The organism is Acrocarpospora sp. B8E8 (genome assembly GCF_039871605.1).
Lineage (GTDB): Bacteria > Actinomycetota > Actinomycetes > Streptosporangiales > Streptosporangiaceae > Acrocarpospora > Acrocarpospora macrocephala.
On sequence record NZ_JBDPLV010000022.1, the window covers coordinates 42,998 to 59,925 of the forward strand.

General features: G+C 70.1%; 16 protein-coding genes. 9 read left to right on the top strand and 7 right to left on the bottom strand.

Features of this window, described 5'->3' with window-relative positions; translation table 11 throughout:
• Positions 1-2: 2 nt before the first annotated feature.
• On the bottom strand, positions 3-626 hold the full coding sequence (locus ABGB08_RS22345; protein ID WP_347593247.1) for a DUF305 domain-containing protein: 624 nt from the start codon (positions 624-626) through the stop codon (positions 3-5).
• Positions 627-723: 97 nt separating this feature from the next.
• On the opposite strand from ABGB08_RS22345, the gene ABGB08_RS22350 reads away from it, so the two are divergent.
• Positions 724-1,461, top strand: a complete 738-nt coding sequence (locus ABGB08_RS22350) for a DUF3105 domain-containing protein (protein WP_155356062.1) — start codon at positions 724-726, stop codon at positions 1,459-1,461.
• Between the two features lie 4 nt (positions 1,462-1,465).
• Here the strand turns inward: ABGB08_RS22350 and ald are convergent, their stop codons facing one another.
• A complete protein-coding gene (ald, locus tag ABGB08_RS22355) occupies positions 1,466-2,581 on the bottom strand; it encodes an alanine dehydrogenase (RefSeq protein ID WP_347593249.1) in 1,116 nt (371 codons plus the stop codon).
• Between the two features lie 113 nt (positions 2,582-2,694).
• Between ald and ABGB08_RS22360 the strand changes: the two genes are divergently transcribed.
• Positions 2,695-3,657, top strand: a complete 963-nt coding sequence (locus tag ABGB08_RS22360) for an excalibur calcium-binding domain-containing protein (protein ID WP_347593251.1) — start codon at positions 2,695-2,697, stop codon at positions 3,655-3,657.
• On the opposite strand, the gene ABGB08_RS22365 is transcribed toward ABGB08_RS22360, so the two are convergent.
• A complete protein-coding gene (locus ABGB08_RS22365; protein WP_347593253.1) occupies positions 3,654-5,858 on the bottom strand; it encodes a molybdopterin cofactor-binding domain-containing protein in 2,205 nt (734 codons plus the stop codon). The two genes, ABGB08_RS22360 and ABGB08_RS22365, sit on opposite strands and share 4 nt — an antisense overlap.
• A gap of 107 nt (positions 5,859-5,965) precedes the next feature.
• Here ABGB08_RS22365 and ABGB08_RS22370 point away from each other — a divergent pair, with 107 nt between their 5' ends.
• The 4 genes from ABGB08_RS22370 to ABGB08_RS22385 all read left to right on the top strand — a co-directional run bounded on the left by ABGB08_RS22370 (position 5,966) and on the right by ABGB08_RS22385 (position 12,049).
• Positions 5,966-7,444 carry a PucR family transcriptional regulator gene (locus ABGB08_RS22370; RefSeq protein WP_347593255.1) on the top strand — a complete coding sequence of 493 codons (1,479 nt, stop codon included), beginning with the start codon at positions 5,966-5,968 and terminating at the stop codon, positions 7,442-7,444.
• Positions 7,445-8,084: 640 nt separating this feature from the next.
• Entirely contained in the window at positions 8,085-9,359 is a 1,275-nt protein-coding gene (locus ABGB08_RS22375) for a helix-turn-helix transcriptional regulator (protein ID WP_344447932.1), read from the top strand.
• Between the two features lie 55 nt (positions 9,360-9,414).
• Positions 9,415-9,975, top strand: a complete 561-nt coding sequence (locus tag ABGB08_RS22380; protein ID WP_347593257.1) for a copper resistance CopC family protein — start codon at positions 9,415-9,417, stop codon at positions 9,973-9,975.
• Positions 9,976-10,045: 70 nt separating this feature from the next.
• Complete coding sequence (locus ABGB08_RS22385; protein ID WP_347593259.1) at positions 10,046-12,049, top strand: cytochrome c oxidase assembly protein; 2,004 nt, start codon at positions 10,046-10,048, stop codon at positions 12,047-12,049.
• A 36-nt stretch (positions 12,050-12,085) separates the two neighbouring features.
• Here the strand turns inward: ABGB08_RS22385 and ABGB08_RS22390 are convergent, their stop codons facing one another.
• Together ABGB08_RS22390 and map are read right to left on the bottom strand one after the other, a co-directional pair.
• Positions 12,086-13,033 (bottom strand): hypothetical protein, encoded by a 948-nt coding sequence (locus ABGB08_RS22390; RefSeq protein ID WP_347593261.1) that lies wholly within the window; start codon positions 13,031-13,033, stop codon positions 12,086-12,088.
• A 72-nt stretch (positions 13,034-13,105) separates the two neighbouring features.
• Entirely contained in the window at positions 13,106-13,954 is an 849-nt protein-coding gene (gene map / locus ABGB08_RS22395) for a type I methionyl aminopeptidase (RefSeq protein ID WP_347593263.1), read from the bottom strand.
• A gap of 41 nt (positions 13,955-13,995) precedes the next feature.
• Here map and ABGB08_RS22400 point away from each other — a divergent pair, with 41 nt between their 5' ends.
• Both ABGB08_RS22400 and ABGB08_RS22405 read left to right on the top strand, forming a co-directional pair.
• Positions 13,996-14,175 carry a hypothetical protein gene (locus ABGB08_RS22400; RefSeq protein ID WP_347593265.1) on the top strand — a complete coding sequence of 60 codons (180 nt, stop codon included), beginning with the start codon at positions 13,996-13,998 and terminating at the stop codon, positions 14,173-14,175.
• 53 nt (positions 14,176-14,228) lie between these two features.
• Positions 14,229-14,657, top strand: coding sequence for a hypothetical protein (locus tag ABGB08_RS22405; RefSeq protein WP_347593267.1), 429 nt, complete (start codon positions 14,229-14,231; stop codon positions 14,655-14,657).
• 155 nt (positions 14,658-14,812) lie between these two features.
• Here ABGB08_RS22405 and ABGB08_RS22410 read toward each other — a convergent pair whose 3' ends face one another.
• Complete coding sequence (locus tag ABGB08_RS22410) at positions 14,813-15,082, bottom strand: hypothetical protein (RefSeq protein WP_347593269.1); 270 nt, start codon at positions 15,080-15,082, stop codon at positions 14,813-14,815.
• 74 nt (positions 15,083-15,156) lie between these two features.
• Here ABGB08_RS22410 and ABGB08_RS22415 point away from each other — a divergent pair, with 74 nt between their 5' ends.
• Positions 15,157-16,092, top strand: a complete 936-nt coding sequence (locus ABGB08_RS22415; RefSeq protein ID WP_347593271.1) for a LysR family transcriptional regulator — start codon at positions 15,157-15,159, stop codon at positions 16,090-16,092.
• A 2-nt stretch (positions 16,093-16,094) separates the two neighbouring features.
• On the opposite strand, the gene ABGB08_RS22420 is transcribed toward ABGB08_RS22415, so the two are convergent.
• Positions 16,095-16,685, bottom strand: a complete 591-nt coding sequence (locus tag ABGB08_RS22420; RefSeq protein WP_347593425.1) for a hypothetical protein — start codon at positions 16,683-16,685, stop codon at positions 16,095-16,097.
• Positions 16,686-16,928 lie beyond the last annotated feature (243 nt).

Genomic DNA, 16,928 nt, shown 5'->3' on the forward strand with positions numbered 1-16,928 from the left:
GCTCACTTGAGTATCGATGGCAACGGCTGCCCGCCGCGTTTGGCGAGCATCTCCTTCATCACGCTGATCTCGGCCGTCTGGCCGTCCACGATGTGCTGCGCCATCGTCCGCACCTCGCTCCGGCTGGTCAGCTGGAGCACGCCCTTGGACATGTCCACGCCGCCCTCGTGGTGGCGGATCATCAGCTGCAGGAAGAGGATCTCCCCCGCGACGCCGGTGGCCGCCCGCAGCTTCGCCATCTCCTCGGCGCTGGCCATGCCGGGCATGACCCCGGGGGTGCCCGCGTGCCCGTGACCCGACATCCAGGTCATCACCGGCTGGGTGGAGGTCTGGGTGAGACCCCACTGGTCCAGCCAGCCGATGAAAATTCCACGCTGGGTGCTCTGGGTGTTGATGATGTCGTACGCGAAGGTACGCAGATCCGGATCCGTGCTGGCATCCCTGGCCACGAACGACATGTCCACCGCCTGGGCGTGGTGAACGGCCATGTCACGGGAGAATCCCGCCTCGGCCGAGACGTCGCCGGGCGTGCCGGACCTGGTGAGGGTCACGATGATCAGGGCGGCCGCGACCAGGACGGCGAGTACCCCGAGGATTGGAAGCGGGCGGAAACGGGGGCTGTTCATCACTCTCAGGTTACTAGGGCAAGGGGATCAGCGAACCAAACGCCTGTCTATACCCACTATTCTCCATACCCATATGTGATTGCGTGATGGAGGGTCGATGACCAAGGAAAAGGCGCAGGCACGGCGTGAACATCTGGCCCGCATGCGCGCCGAGCAGAAGCGCAAGGAACGCAGGACCGCGTTCCTGATGTGGGGCATCGGCGGCCTCGTCATCGCAATCGTGGTGGGCGCGGTGGCCTTCGTCATCATCCGCGAGGAGATGAACAAGTCCGAGGTCGAGAAGCAGGCCGCCTCGGCCGAGGCGGCGATGCTGCCCAAGGTGAAGAACTTCACCTACAAGGGGTCGCAGCACATCGGGATCAAGGTGAAGTATGCGGAGGTCCCGCCGGTGGGCGGTGAGCACAACCCCACGTGGCAGAACTGCGGCATCTACGACCAGCCGATCAACAACGAGACGGCCGTGCACTCGATGGAGCACGGCGCGGTCTGGATCACCTACCAGCCGGACCTGCCCGAGGCGGACGTCGCCAAGCTGCGCAACCACGCCTCCTCGGACTACATGCTGCTCAGCCCGTACCCGGGGCTGCCGTCGAAGGTCGCCCTCTCGTCCTGGAACCACAACCTGGCCGTGGACTCGGCGGACTCGCCCGACATCGCCGCTTTCATCAGGAAGTTCAAGCAGGGCCCTGACACACCGGAGCGGGGTGCCGCGTGCACCGGCGGCGTCGACCAGACCGCGGCCGAGGCCGTGATCCCGGAGACCGCTCCGTCCGCCGAGCCGTCGGCGACGGCGGCGACCGACTTGCCGATGGCCAGCCCGAGCCCGTCCTCCTGACCGGTCACGCCGGCAGCTTCGCCAGGGGCACCCACGCCAGCCCGTGCGCTTCGGCCACGGCCCGGTTGGTGAGGTGCCCCTGGTGCGTGTTGAGGCCGCGCGCCAGCGCCTCGTCCGCGGCCAGCGCGGCCCGCCAGCCCAGGTCCGCGATCGCCAGCGCGTACGGCACGGTGACGTTGGTCAGCGCGTACGTGGAGGTGTGCGGGACCGCGCCCGGCATGTTGGCCACGCAGTAGAAGACCGAGTCGTGCACCCGGTAGACCGGGTCGTCGTGGGTGGTGGGCCGGGAGTCGGCGAAGCAGCCGCCCTGGTCGATGGAGATGTCCACCAGCACCGAGCCCCGCTTCATCCGGCTCACCAGGTCGTTGTCCACCAGCTTCGGGGCTCTGGCCCCGGCCACCAGCACCGCGCCGATCACCAGGTCCGCGTCCAGCACCGCCCGCTCCACCTCCTGCGCGTAGGACGCGACCGTCTTGCAGTGCCCGCGATAGATCGCCTCGGCCTGCCGGAGCCGGTCGATGTCCCGGTCCAGCAGCAGCACCTCGGCCTGCATGCCGAGCGCGATCGCCGCCGCGTTCATGCCCGACACGCCGGCCCCGATCACCACCACCTTCGCCGCGTACACGCCCGGCACGCCGCCCATCAGCACCCCGCGCCCGCCCCCCTGCCGCATCAGGTGGTAGGCGCCGACCTGCGGGGCCAGCCGGCCGGCCACCTCCGACATCGGGGCCAGCAGCGGCAGCGCGCCGGACGCGGTCTGCACCGTCTCGTACGCGATGCCGGTCACCCCCGACTCCAGCATCGCCCGGGTGCACGCCTCCGACGCGGCCAGATGCAGGTAGGTGAAGAGCACCTGGCCCTTGCGCATCCGGTGGTACTCCTGCGGCACCGGCTCCTTCACCTTGAGGATCAGGTCGCCCGTGGCCCACACGTCGTCGGCGCTGTCGAGCAGGGTGGCCCCGGCGGCGGCGAAGCCGGCGTCCGGGATGGCCGAGCCCGCGCCCGCGTCCCGCTCCACGAACACCTGGTGCCCGTGGCGGACCAGCTCGTGCGCCCCGGCGGGGGTGAGCGCGACCCGGAACTCGTTGTTCTTGACCTCGCGTGGAACTGCGACCCTCATAGGGATGCTCTACCCGTGTCGCGGCGGGCAGTCTGACAGATGTTCGGCTCGCTTGGTGACAGACTGTCATCTGATTACCGTGCGCTGGCGGACCTCGGTAGGCTCGGCGGGCGATGGTAGGGATCGAGGTCGGGATGCAGAACACGCCGGGCGCGGCTGAGCCCCCGCCGGGGGGCGGCGCGGCGGGCCCTGGAGGTCCATTAGGTCCGGGAGAACCTGGGCCTGGCGGCCCCGCGGCTCCGCCCGGGCCGCCGCAGGCCACCCGGCGCACCACCGTGGCGCTGGCCGTGGCGCTCATGCTGGTGGTGGTGATGAGCGGGGTGCTGGCCACGGTCGCGGTGCTGATGACCCGCAATCCGGACGCGCCGCCGCTGTCCACCACGACGCTGCGCCGGCTGGCCACGCCCATCCACTTCGCGCCGGTCGAGCTGGTCGGGCCCGGTCCCTGCGCGGGCGCCGAGATGGTTCCCGACGACGCCGGGGCCACGTGCTACCAGCTGGAGCCCGGGGTCACCGTCGCGGTGGTGCAGAAGATCGAGTCGCTCGCCGAGAGCGACGGGAAGTACGCGGTCCGGGTCGTGCTCGCGCCGGACAGCCGCGCCCAGATCGCCGACCTGACCAGGGACACGGTCAACCGGCAGCTGGCCATCGTGGTCGCCGACAAGGTGGTGGCCGCCCCCCGGGTGGCGCAGGAGATCACCGAGGACAGCCTGAGCATCGCCGGCTTCACCCAGCAGGAGGCGGTGGCCCTGCTGGCCCGCCTGAGCGGTCCCGCGTCCGCGCCCCCGGCGCAGTCTCCCGCCGTCGTGACTCCGCCGCCCGTCACCGACCCTGGTCTCACCGACCCCGCGGTGACGCAATCAGGAACGCCGCAGAACACCGGCCAGCCGCTGGCGCCGCAGGCGGGCGACAACCCCAGCCCCGCGGCCAGCGGAAACAATGAGACCAAATACGCGAGCTGCCGTGAGGCCATCGCGGCGGGCGCCGGGCCCTTCTTCAAGGGCACCCACCCGCAGTACGCGTGGTATGTCGACAAGGACAACGACGGCGTCGCCTGCGACCGCGACGATGTCTAACCGGCGAGGGCGATGTCGTCCGGCCGGATCGGCACCCGCGTCAGCGCGAGCCCGGTCGCGTCCCTGACGGCGGCGGCGATGGCGGGTGTGGACGACAACGTCGGCGGCTCACCCGCGCCGCGCAGACCATAGGGCGCGTGCGGGTCCGGGTTCTCCAGGATCGACAGCCGCATCGGCGGCATATCCAGGATCGTCGGGATCAGATAGTCGGTGAACGACGGGTTGAGCACCTTGCCGTCCCTGACCTGGATCTCCTCCATCAGCGCCAGCCCCAGCCCCTGCGCCGACCCCCCGTGGATCTGCCCCTCCAGCGCGAGCGGATTGATGATCCGCCCCACATCCTGCACCGCCGCCAGCTCCACCACCTTGACCAGGCCCAGCTCCACGTCCACGTCCACCACCGCCCGGTGCACGCACAACGCCAGCTGGGTGTGCGAGTCGCCCTGCCCCGTCACCGGATCCATCGGGAACGTGCGCCGGTGCCGGAACTCCCTGGTCTCCTCGATCGGCCCGTCCGCCAGCACCTCCGTCAGCGTGGCCCCGCCCGCCGTCAGCTTGTCCAGCCGCTCCCGCACCGCCTCGCAGGCCACCTTGACCGCGCCGCCGGTCATGTACGACTGCCGCGACGCCGACGACGACCCCGCCGAGCCCACCGAGGTGTCGGCCGGGACGATCGTCACCCGCTCGATGCCCAGCTCGGTCCTGGCGATCTGGCTCTTGACCATGATCAGCCCCTGGCCCACCTCGGCCGCCGCCGTGTGCACCAGCACGTGCGGCTCGCCGCCCAGCAGCTCCACCCGGACCCGCGCGGTGGAGTAGTCGTCGAACCCCTCGGAGAAGCAGATGTTCTTGATCCCCACCCCGTAGCCGACGCCCCGGCGCACCCCCTCGCCGTGCGTGGTCTGCGCGACCCCGCCGGGGAGCGCGCGCAGATCCGCCGAGCCGGGCCCCGGCAGCGGCATCGCCGCCAGCTCGCGCAGCATGCCGGCCAGCGGCGCGGGCGTGTCCACCACCTGCCCGGTGGCCAGCTTCGACCCCTGCGACACCGCGTTCCGCACCCGGATCTCGACGGGGGAGAGCCCGCACGCCTCGGCCAGGCGGTCCATCTGCGACTCATGCGCGTAGCAGGCCTGCACCGCGCCGAACCCGCGCATCGCCCCGCACGGCGGGTTGTTGGTGTAGGTCCCGTACGCGTCGATCCAGATGTTGTCCACCTCGTACGGGCCCACCCCCAGCGAAGCCGCGTTGCCGACCACGGCGGGGGAGGAGGAGGTGTACGCGCCGCCGTCCAGGACGATCTCGGCCTTGACGTAGACCAGGTCGCCGCCCTTGGTCGCGCCGTGCTCGTAGCGCATCCAGGCCGGGTGGCGGTGCACGTGGCCGAAGAAGGACTCCTCCCGGCCGTACACGATCTTGATGGGTTTGCCGGTGCGCAGGGCCAGCATCGAGGCGTGGATCTGCATGGACAGGTCCTCGCGGGCGCCGAACGCGCCGCCGACCCCGGCCAGGGTGAGGCGGACCTTGTCCTTGGGCAGGCCGAGGCAGGGCGCGACCTGGTCCTGGTCGACGTGCAGCCACTGGGTGGCGATGTAGAGGTCGACGCCGCCGTCCTCGGCGGGCACGGCCAGGCCGGACTCGGGGCCGAGGAAGGCCTGGTCCTGCATGCCGACCTCGTACTCGCCGGTCACCACGACGTCTGCGGTGAACTCCGAGCCCACCCGGACGGGCTGGTGGCGGACCACGTTGCCGTGCGGGTTGACCTGGGGGCAGGCGGGGTCGAAGGCGGCGCGGCGGGGGTCGGTGACCGCTTCGCGCAGCTCGTACCAGACCTGGATGGCGTCGGCGGCGCGGCGGGCCGTCTCGGGGTGGTCGGCGGCCACCAGGGCCACCGGCTCGCCCTGGTAGCGGACCTGGTCGATGGCGAGGACCGGCTGGTCCTTGTGCTCCAGGCCGTAGAACTTCGCGCCGGGCACGTCCTCGTGGGTGAGCACGGCGTACACGCCGGGCATGGCCAGGGCGGGGGCGATGTCGATGGATTTGATCCACGCCGACGGGTGCGGGCTGCGCAGGGTGGCGCCCCAGAGCATGCCGTCCAGCCACAGGTCGGAGGAGTAGGCGAACTCGCCGGTGACCTTCAGCGTCCCGTCCGGACGCAGCGCGCTCTGGCCGACGCCCTGGCTCTGTCCCGTGGCAATGCTCATAGAGCGAGTAGATCAGCCCAGCTCACGGGCGGCCTAGAGGTGCGGCCATGAAACGCGGGACCGGGCGGCGGCTGCGCCTTGTAGATTCGTCCAAATAGTGTGGGCGTGTGCAGATACGCGATCTGCTGGCCCTCGACGATCTGCGGCTCATCCTGCTCGCCGGGGAGACGCAGGCCGAGATCACCGGCGCGCTCATCACCGACCTGCCCGATCCGGGGCGCTACCTGTCCGGCGGCGAGCTCGTGCTGACCGGGATGATGTGGCGGCAGGAGCCCGCCGACTCGTGGCGGTTCGTGGACATCCTGGTGCGCGGCGGCGTGGCCGCGCTGGCCGCCGGGGACGCCAAGCTCGGCCACATCCCCGAGGATCTGCTGGCGGCCTGCCGGGAGCGCGGCCTGCCGCTGATCGAGGTGCCGGTCGAGGTGTCCTTCGGCGCGGTCACCGAGGCCGTCACCCGCCGCCTGGCCGGGGCGCAGGCCGGCGACCTGCGCCGCGCGCTGGGGCGGCACCGGCGCATCGTGGCGGCCGTGGCGGAGGGTGCGAGCCTGACCGAACTGTGCGCGCTGATGTCGGCGGAACTGGGCGTCACCGGCGCGGTCGTGTCCGCCGCCGGAACCGTCATCGCCGGTTCGCTGCCCGAGGCCGACGCCTCCCGCCTGGCCGCCGAATTCCTCGGCGCGGTACGGCTGCCGCTGGTGACCGCCGGGCCGTACACGATCTTCGCGGTGGACCGGGCGCACCGGGCCGCCGGGTGGGCGCTGGTCTGCGGGGGCGAGCTGGACCCGGAGATCGGCTACGAGCTGGCCTCGTGCGTGGCGCTGGAACGCACCCGGATGGAGGGGGGCCGCCGGGTCGAGCGTCGGCTGGCGGAACAACTGATCGCGCTCGCCACCGCTGGGACCGCGGACCTGTCGGAGCTGTCGGCCCGGCTGCGCACGTGCGGCATCGACGCGGGGGAGCCGTACGCGGTCGTGTCGGCCACCGTCGCCGAGCCGTCCGCTGATCCCGCCGTGCTGGGCGGTCAGGTGGTGGAGGAGCTCTTGGACCGCCGGGTGGTCGCCGCCGCCGCGGCCGACGGTGCGATCGCGCTGGTCCCGCTTCGGGCGGGTACGGCCGCCGCGGTCGCCGCGGCCCTGACCGCCCGGGTGGCGGCGTTGCCGGGCGTCGCGGTGTCGATCGGCGTCAGCGCCGCCCTGACCGGTCCGGCCGCCATTCGCGGTGGGGTGGAGGAGGCGGGGCACGCGCGCCGGATGGCGGAGGCGCGCGGGGGCGGGGTGGTCACCAGTGCCGAGATTTACACGCATGAACTGCTGCTGGCGACCGTTCCCGGCGATGTTCGCCGATCATTCTCGGAACGGTTGCTTGATCCGCTCTTCGCGTATGACAGAAAACATCAGGCGGATCTTGTGCGTACCCTCGGGACTTTCCTTGATTGTGCAGGTTCCTGGAACACTTGCGCCGAGCATCTGCACGTGCATGTGAACACGGTGCGATATCGCATTCGGCGAGTTGAGGAATTGACGGGAAAAGATCTTTCCGCGATGGCGGATCGAGTAGACCTTTATCTCGCGCTTCGGGCGTCCTGAATTCGAATTCCAGGAATCGGTCACCTAAAGTGTTCGCTTGGTGACAAGATGTGGTGGTGCTTCCTGACACACAGTCAGGCGGCGCTCTCTGGAATCTTCCAGAAAGCGCCGCCACAATGGAGTCGACTACCTTGTCATGCTGGCCCGAAAGGGGGTGGCCGTGGAGTGAAACCTCTTGGCGAGAGATGCGGCCAGGCCCCGATCGGACCGTGGGCTCCGGTCGGCCTTCGGCCGCTGCGCTCTAGGCGGCCTATGGTCAACCACTAACCCCGTACGTTTTCACATGTCCGGCGCAGGTGCCGCGCCGGTGTCCAGAAGTGGACAGTGCGCGTTCCTCCACGTGGAGGCTCGCGGTCTTGCCTCTTGCTGTGCTCGTGGGCTGCGCCTGAGCACACCAGGTCGGCCCGTCTTCACGCGCTGCGCGCGTAACGAATCAGCAGCACATGAACGCTGGTGACTGCGGTAGGGGAGACGGGGCGGCGCCTGCGGTCGTAGCATTTAACCAGACAGCCACTCCGGCTGCGATCAAGACAGCTACGACAGAGACGGCGAGGCGGCGTTTCATGGGGGGAACTCCCGTCGGTGTTTGGTTGTGGGGCCTACATCTTCTCAAGGGGTGCATGTGACCAGTCAAGATTTGGTGGGTCAGCGGATAAAAACAATCCGCCGCCAACGCGGTCTCTCTCAGGCCCAGCTCGCCCATCCCGAATTGTCAGACTCATACGTCTCACTCATCGAGAGTGGTAAGCGTACGCCAACTCCCGCTGTTTTGGAGTTGCTTGCGCAGAAGCTCGACTGTTCGTTGACGTATCTTGTCAACGGTGTCACGGCCGAGCAGATGGAGGAACTCGACCTCGGGCTGCGTTTCGCCCGGATGGCGCTGGAGAACGGCGAGTTCCTTGAGGCACGCCGTCGCTACCGCGAACTGATGGACGACAAGAGCCTCGTTGGTCTGGCCTCGCTCCGCCAGGACGTCCAGTTCGGCTACGCCCGCTCCCTGGAGGCGTGCGCTGAGCTGGACGAGGCGATCGAGATGCTGGACTCCCTGCTCGAGTCCGACACGGAGGCCCAGACCCCCTCTCGCCGGGTGGCGATCGCGGTCGCGCTCTGCCGTTGCTACCGGGAGCGCGGCGACTTCCAAGAAGGTGTCGACGTCGGCGAGCGCATCCTCGGCGAGACCGCCCGCCAGCACTGGAACGACGATCTGGTAGAACTCGGCGCCACCCTGCTCTCGGTCTACTTCTGGCGCGGTGACCTGCTCAGGGCCCGGCAGTTCGCCACCGAGCTCCTGTCAGCCGCCGAGACGCTCGCCTCCCCACGCTCGACTGTCGCCGCCTGTTGGAACGCCGCCGTGACCGCCGAGCACCTCGGCTTCGGCGAGGAGGCCATGTCGCTGATCGAGCGCGCCCTGGCGGTCCAGTCCGAGACCGGCGGCCCCCGTAACCTTGCCCGGCTCCGCGGCGCCTACGCCAAACTGCTGCTCCAGGTGCGCCCCAGCGAGGCCGAACTCGCTCGCGACATCACGCTGCGCGCGATGAGCGAACTGAAGGAGTCCTCCGCCGGCCTGGGTGACATCATCCACTGCTCGCTCTACCTGGCCAGGTGCGAACTGGCCCTGGGTGATCTGAACGCCGCCCTCGGCTACGCGCAGCAGGCCGTGGACCTGGTCGGCGAGAACAACCGCAGTCTGCACTCCGAGGCACACCTGATGCTCGGCCAGATCTACTTCATGCAGCGCAGGGACCAGGAGTGCACTACGGAGCTTTCGGTGGCCGGGGAGTCGCTCAAGCACCTCTCCGCCACTCGCAAGGTGGCCGAGAGCTGGCATCACGCCGCCGAGACGATGTCCCAGCTGGGTGACCACGATGCCAGTGTGGACGCCTACCAGCGGGCACTCTCGTGCGTCGGACTCTGAGAATGGGACCGGCGAGGTAGGGAGCGAGCGCGTGCGTCGGTAGCCTGGGGGCGTCATGAAGATTTCCCCGCTCCCCGCCGCGCTGGCCTTCCTCGCCATGCTCCTGTCGGGCACCGCTCCGGCGTTCGCGCACACCTCCCTGCGGACCAGCGATCCGCTGCGGGACACCCGGGTGGAGGCGCTCAAGAAGGTGACCCTGGAGTTCACCGAGTCGGTGCGCTTCCCCGTCGTGATCGTCACCGGCCCCGGCGGGCTGCGTTACGAGGACGGCAAGCCCCAGGTGCGCGGTCCCAGGGTCCTCCAGGATGTCGGCCCGCAGTTGCCCGGCGGCGCCTACACGATCGCCTACCGGGTCGTCTCCCGTGATGGCCACCCGATCGAAGGCGAGATTCCCTTCAGGCTCGTGCCGCCCCCGTCGCCGGGGGAGACTCCCGCCGCTCCGGTGGCCGCCGCGCCGTCGGCCAGTGCGGAGGCCGGCGTCGAGGCCAGTGTGGAGGCCAGCCCGGAGGCGCAGGTCGCCGAATCGCCGAGCGTGCCCGGCTGGGTGTGGGTCGTGGTGTTCGGGCTCGCGGGCATCGGCATCGGGATGGCGTTCAGCATGCGGAAGAAGCCGTGAGCATGTTGACGATCATGACGGGGCGGACTGTGATGGCTGGGGCGGTTGCCGTACAGGCCGGAGGCCGGGGATGAACAGAACGGTGCGGTTCGCGATCGCGGGCGTGTGCGCGGCCATCGGGGCCCTGGTGATCGGGATGGTGGCCGGCGGGGCGGCGACGCCGCGGGTCATTCCGGGGCTGCCGGACGAGGGCGCGCTGACCCGGTGGATGGTGCCGCTCTCCAAGCTGTCCATGGACGCGGCGGGTGTGCTCACCGTCGGCCTGCTGCTGATGGCCGCCGCGCTGCTGCCCAGCGACAAGGGGCTGCTCGGGAAGCCGGCGCTGGAGTATGTGAAGGCCGCGTCGTGGGCCGCGCTGGTGTGGGCGGTGGCGGCGGCGTCCACGCTGGTGTTCGGGCTCTCCCAGTCGATGGGCCAGCCGATCGGGGTGATCCTCGGCGGGAACGAGCTCACCAGCTACGCCAGCCAGACCCCGCAGGGCATCGCGCTCACCCTGGTGGTGCTGTTCGCGGTGTCCATCGCGCTGTTCGCGCGCGGGGCGATCACCGTCGGCGCGGCCGGGGGCCTGCTGGTCTTCGCGCTGGTCACGCTGCTGCCCCCGGCGCTGACCGGGCACTCCTCCTCCTCGCCCAACCACGGCCTGGCCACCACCTCGGTCGCCTTCCACCTGCTGTTCCTCGCCGTCTGGGTGGGTGGCCTGGGCCTGCTGTGCGTGCACGCGATCAGGTCCGCCGACAAGCTCCCCCTGGCCGCCGAACGGTTCTCCCGGATGGCGCTGTGGTGCTTCGCCGGGGTCGGCCTGTCCGGGCTGGCCAGCGTCGTGGCCCGGCTCGCCACCGTAGACGCCCTCTTCACCTCCGCGTACGGCCTGCTCCTGCTGGCCAAACTGCTCGCCTTCGGCGTGCTGGGCGTCATCGGCTGGTGGCATCGCGGCCGCACGCTTCCCCAGCTCACCGCCGGAAAGCCGGGCGCCTTCCTGCGCCTGGCACTCGGCGAGATCATGCTGATGGCGGCCACCGTGGGCGTCGCGGTCGCGCTCGCCCAGACCGCCCCGCCCCCCGTGGACGTTCCCACCGACCGCGCCTTCGATCTGCTCGGCTACCTGGTCCCGCCACCGATCACCCTCGGCAACCTGCTCACCCTGTGGTGGTTCGACCTGTTCTTCGCCGTCGTCGCCGCCACCCTGGGCGGTCTGTACGCCGCCGGGCTGGTCCGGCTGTCCCGCCGCGGCGACTCCTGGCCGGTCGGCCGCACCGTGGCCTGGTTCACCGGCGTGGCCATCCTGGTGCTGGCCACCCAGAGCGGCGTGGCCCGCTACGCCCCGGTCCTGTTCAGCGTGCACATGACCGAGCACATGATCCTGTCCATGCTAATCCCGATCTTCCTGGTCCTGGGCGCCCCCGTCACGCTGGCCCTGCGCGCGCTCAAACCGGCCGCCCACCGCGGCGACCGCGGCCCCCGCGAATGGCTGACGGTCATCCTGCACAGCCGGGCGATGCGCGTCATCGGCCACCCCGGCATCGCCACCGCCCTGTTCATCGCCTCCACCTACGCCCTCTACTTCACCCCCCTGTTCGCCTCCGCGATGGAGGAGCACCTGGGCCACCTGGCGATGTCGGTCCACTTCCTGCTCACCGGCTGCCTGTTCTTCTGGATCATCGTCGGCGTCGACCCGGCCCCGATCCAGCTCCCCTACGTGGGCCGCCTCATCCTGCTCTTCGTGACCATGCCGTTCCACGCCTTCTTCGGCCTGGCCCTGATGAGCATGGGCACCGTGCTGGCCTCCGACTGGTATGACCAGCTCGGCCGCACCTGGGGCGACACCGCCGTCGCCGATCAGAAACTCGGCGGCGGCATCGCCTGGGCCTTCGGCGAGATCCCCACCCTGATCGTCGTGATCGCCCTCGCCATCCAGTGGTGGCGGGCCGACGACCGCCAGGCCCGCCGCGCCGACCGCCGCGCCGACGCCCGCGCCGCCAAATCCGGCGGCACCGGCGACCCCGAACTGGACGCCTACAACGAGTACCTGGCCAAGCTCAACCGCCGCAAACCCAACAAAACCGGCTCCTCCTGATCCGGGGAGCCGGTCCTGCCGTTCACCGCGCTCCGGTCAGCGCCAGAGCGGGGTCACCGCGGGCTGGGACTCGCGCCAGAGCACGGTGCCCGCCTCGTCGTAGCCGACCAGTTCGAAGCCTTCGGCGTAGATGTCCTTCGTGCGCTGGTGGACGCCGGAGAACAGGCGTACGTCGATGTTCCACGGGTTGCGCCGGGTGGCGGCGGTCGAGGCCGTGCCGTCGGGGGCGATCATGTCCACCCGGGCCGTCCGCGAATCGGTGATGCCGAACCAGTGGGCGCCTCGGTCCTGCATCGACACCGGGTACCGGTCGCCGCCCATGTTCGTCAGCAGGTCCTTCGCCCTGACCAGGTGCTGGCCGATCACGTCGCCGTCGAGCCGCCAGATCAGCGTCTCGTCGGGGGTTTTCACGAGGGTGGCCACCAGGTCGTGCGGCAGCGTCGCGGCGGGGCCCACCGGCTCGGCGGTGAACTCTTCGCTCAGGTGGCCGTACTCCTTTTTCCGCTCCGTCACCTGGCTCTGGGCATCGGTGAACTCGAAAGCGTCGATTCTGGTCGTGCGGGGGACGGTCGCGGTCCAGATGGCCCATGGCGTGCCCGCCGGATGTTCGACCCTGCTCGGGATCTTGCCGCCGCCGACGACGAGCGTGGTGACGGCTGTCACCTCGCTCTTGGTGAGGCCGTAGTACAGCACCTTCTCCGCGATCAGGTTGGTCGAGCCCACGACCGTCGGCATGCTCTCCTCGTCCGGCTCGTTGCAGCCGTAGGCGCCTCCGCCGGACCGGGACTGGCCGGCCGTGCAGAAGAGCGTGTCGCCCTTCTCGTTCCTGGCGAACCACAGCAGCATCGCGAGGCCCTCTCCGGGATCCTGGACGGCCAGCCGGTCGCCCAGCGGCGTGGGGTTGCCACTCAGCACGAAGCCGTAGCGCAGGAGCGCGTCGCCCGATTCCGCGACGAACTTCGCGAAAAGGTGATCATCATTCACCAGCCGAGCCTCCTTGATCTGTCGCATGGAACACGCGCGAAGGAGGCCGGCTGTTGAATTCCGGCGGCCGGACTACGGCAGGGTCAGGATCTCGTGGCCGGTTTCGGTGACGAGGATGGTGTGCTCGAACTGGGCGGTGCGTTTGCCGTCCTTGGTGACGGCGGTCCAGCGGTCGGGCCAGATCTCGTAGTCGATGGTGCCGAGGGTGAGCATGGGCTCGATGGTGAAGGTCATGCCGGGGACCAGGGTGACGGCCAGGGAGGGGTCGTCGTAGTGGGGGACGATCAGGCCGGAGTGGAAGGAGCGGGCGATGCCGTGGCCGGTGAAGTCGCGGACCACGCCGTAGCCGAAACGTTTGGCGTAGGCCTCGATGACGCGGCCGACGATGTTGAGCTGGCGGCCGGGGGCGACGGCCTTGATCGCGCGGTTGGTGGCCTCGCGGGTGCGCTCGACCAGGAGGCGGGACTCCTCGTCGACGTCGCCGACCAGGTAGGTGGCGTCGGTGTCGCCGTGCACGCCGCCGATGTAGGCGGTGATGTCCACGTTGACGATGTCGCCGTCCCGCAGCACCGTGTCGTCGGGGATGCCGTGGCAGATGACCTCGTTGATCGAGGTGCACAGGGACTTCGGGTAGCCGCGGTAGCCAAGGGTGGACGGGTAGGCGTCGTGGTCGCAGAGGAACTCGTGGCCGATCCGGTCGAGTTCGTCGGTGGTGACGCCGGGCGCCACGTGCTTGCCGACTTCGGCCAGGGCCTGCGCCGCGATCCGGCCCGCGATCCGCATCCGCTCGATGGTCTCCGCGGTCTGCACGTCTGATTCGCCGCGCTTGGGCTCCGGCTTGCCCACATATTCCGGGCGCTCGATGTGGGCGGGAACCTTCCGGGTGGGTGAGATCCGCCCCGGGCGCAGCAGCGTCGTCATGGGGCAAGTCTAGTTGTGCCCTGACGGGGCAAGATGAGGTCGTGAGCGAGCAATGGTGGTTCTGTCTGAAGCACATGCGCGTCGAGCCCGATCAGGGCTGCCCGAACAAGGACCGGATGGGTCCGTACGCCTCGGAGGTGGAGGCGGCGGACGCCCTGAAGACGGCGGCCGAGCGGAACAAGGCGTGGCAGGCCCAGGACCAGGACGATGGCGACGACTGATCCTTGACCGGAAATAGGGGACATTCCCATCGGTTAACTGCCAAGCTGGATGGGTGGGGGAGAGCGGGCTGAGCCAGGTGGACGAGCGGGCTCGTCGTTTTTCCGACGCCGAACGGCGGGTCGCCGAATTCCTGGTCTCGGCCGGTCACGAGGTGATCGCCGTCGGGGCCGCGGATCCCGGGGCGCGCGGGCGGCTGGGAAACCGCCCCGACGCCCTGGTCGACGGGGTGCCCACCGATTTCGTGGTGCTCGCCACCGGCGACACCGGCGCCGCCGTGGCCATGGCCTTGAGCCGCGCCGCCAGGCACGCCGATCAGGCCGTGATCGACGCGCGCGGTTCCGGGCTGGCCGTCGTCGCCGCCCATGAGGGCATCCGCCGCTTTCAGGCCGTGCCGCACAGCCGTGACCTGCGCGGCTGGCGGGTGGTCGGGGACGGCTACGACATCAACGCGATGTCCGCGGCGCCCCACGTCTCACCGTGATCGGGCCGGCCTGAAGCCGAGACCTTTGATGCGGAAGGTCGGGTGGCTCTTGCGCCGGCGATCACGGGAGGGGCGGCGTGGCACCGGACAGCGGGAGCGCGCCCAGGTTGGTGAGGTGCTCGACGATCGGGATGCCCGCGGCCGGCAGGCCCATGTCAGGTTCCCTTCGCCGGGCGCGCGGCCGCGCGCTTCGCGATGAACTTTCCGATGGCCAGCGCTCCGATGGCGGTCCAGATCACGTTGAGGATCGCGGACGGCCAGGCGCCGTGATAGCCGCTGTTGATCGCCAGCGTGAGCGCCCCGCCCAGATTGATCGCCTGGTACGCGACTCCGTCGCCGGACAACCGCGACGAGGAGACCATGCCGTATGCGATCAGCAGGGCGATCGCCCCGGCCGTGCCAAGAATGGTGATAAATGTAGACATTTGTGTCAATCATCTGGGAGTGTGGCGCTGTAGCGCAAGTGAAGAAAACTTAAGTCCAGCGTAAGCTCTACTGTATGGAGATCGACCCCCGCCGGCTGCGCATTCTGCACGAAGTCGCCCGCAGAGGCGGCGTCATGAAGGCCGCCGAAGCCCTGCACCTGACCCCGTCGGCGATCTCCCAGCAGCTCGCCCAGCTGGAACGCGAGGTCGGCATCGCCTTGATCGACCGCTCCCAGCGCCGGATCTCGGTCACCCCGGCCGGGCGGGTGCTCTCCGCCTACGGCGAGCGCATCGAGGAACAGCTCGCCGAGGCCCGGCACGAGCTCAACCGTTTCACCGAACGCCTGGCGGGCCCGGTCACGATCGCCGCCTTCCCCACCGTCATCCGGCACCTGCTCGTCCCCGCCCTGGCCGAACTGGCCGGCAGCCACCCGCTCATCACCCCCGTGATCCACGAGCTGTACGGCCAGCCCGCCCTCCAGGAACTCCGCCTGGGCGGCGTCGACCTGTTGGTCACCGAACGCGACATGAGCCAGCCCGCCCCGGCCCTCCCGTCCATGACCCGCCACCGCCTCTACGACGACGAGTACCGCATCGTCGCCCCGCCGGGCATCGTCCCGCCCGGCGAGGTGTCCGACCTGGCCGATCTGCCCTGGGTGGCGGGTGTCCCGCACCAGGCCTGCGGCCAGGCCCTGGACCGGCTCGCCCAGTTCCACGGTTTCACCCCGCGCCGGGTGCACGTGATCTCGGAGTTCCCGCCCACTCTGGATTTGGTCTCGGCAGGTCACGGGGTCGCGATCGTGCCTTCGCTGGCGCTGCTGGACGTCCCCGAGGGGCATGTCGTGATCACTGGCATCCACGGTGTCGGGTCGCGGCGGATCGAGGCGCTCACCCGCGTGAGCCGTACCAGATCCGGCGAGCCCGACCCCGTGCAGGCCGTGGTCATCGAATCCCTCAGAGAGGTCGCGGCGCGGCTGACCAAGCGGGTCACCGATCTGAGCGACGCCTGAGGTCAGTCGGCGGTCCGGGGCCCGGTCACCCGGTCGGCGAGGCGGGCGAGGCGTTCGCGCAGGGACGCGCGGTGCGGGACTTCGGCGGCGGCCATGCTGATCAGGTGCTGGGCGCCGTCGAAGGAGAGCGGGGCGCCGATCTCGGGGACGGAGAGGGCGTCGTGGGCCAGGGACGCGAGATCGGCGTCGCCGCCGTCCAGGGCCAGGATGGTGGCGCCGGTTCTGCGGGCGTCGTCGACGCGTTCCAGCAAGGGGACGGGGGCCTGATCCTCGGCCACGACTAAGAGGGTTTCGCCCCGGGTGGCGGCGGTCAGGCGGTCCAGGCCGATGCGAAGGTGGGCGGGGGCGTCCGGGGGAGGGGACCAGCGGAGCAGGGTGGGGGCGAGCTGGCCCAGGCCGGACAGGCGCGCTTCGTCGCTGAGGTGCGCGGTCAGGTGCCAGGGTTCCTCGTCGGGGGTGCCGACCAGGAGCAGGCCGCCGGGGGAGCGGGTGGCGCGGAGCGTGCGGCCGAATTCGCGGGTGCGGGCCACCCAGTCGGTGGAGGCGAGGGCCTCCCGCAGGAATCTGACCGCGGCGGCGTCCATGCGTTCCATCGTGCCCCAGGTCACGGCCGTGCGGCGGGGTTCGGCCACATTGCCGGTGGCACGAGTCACATTTTTCCCGGCCGTGCCCTCTTGACCATGGGCTACTGCCGGGTAACTATCAAGCTCACGGCGCCGTCCACCGAGCAGTGAAGCCTTGAAGGGCGGCCTCACCATGCACGTTCGAGTCAGATCCGCCGTGCTCGCCATCGGCTCCCTCCTGACTAATGAGAAACCTGCTCATCAGTCTGCCAC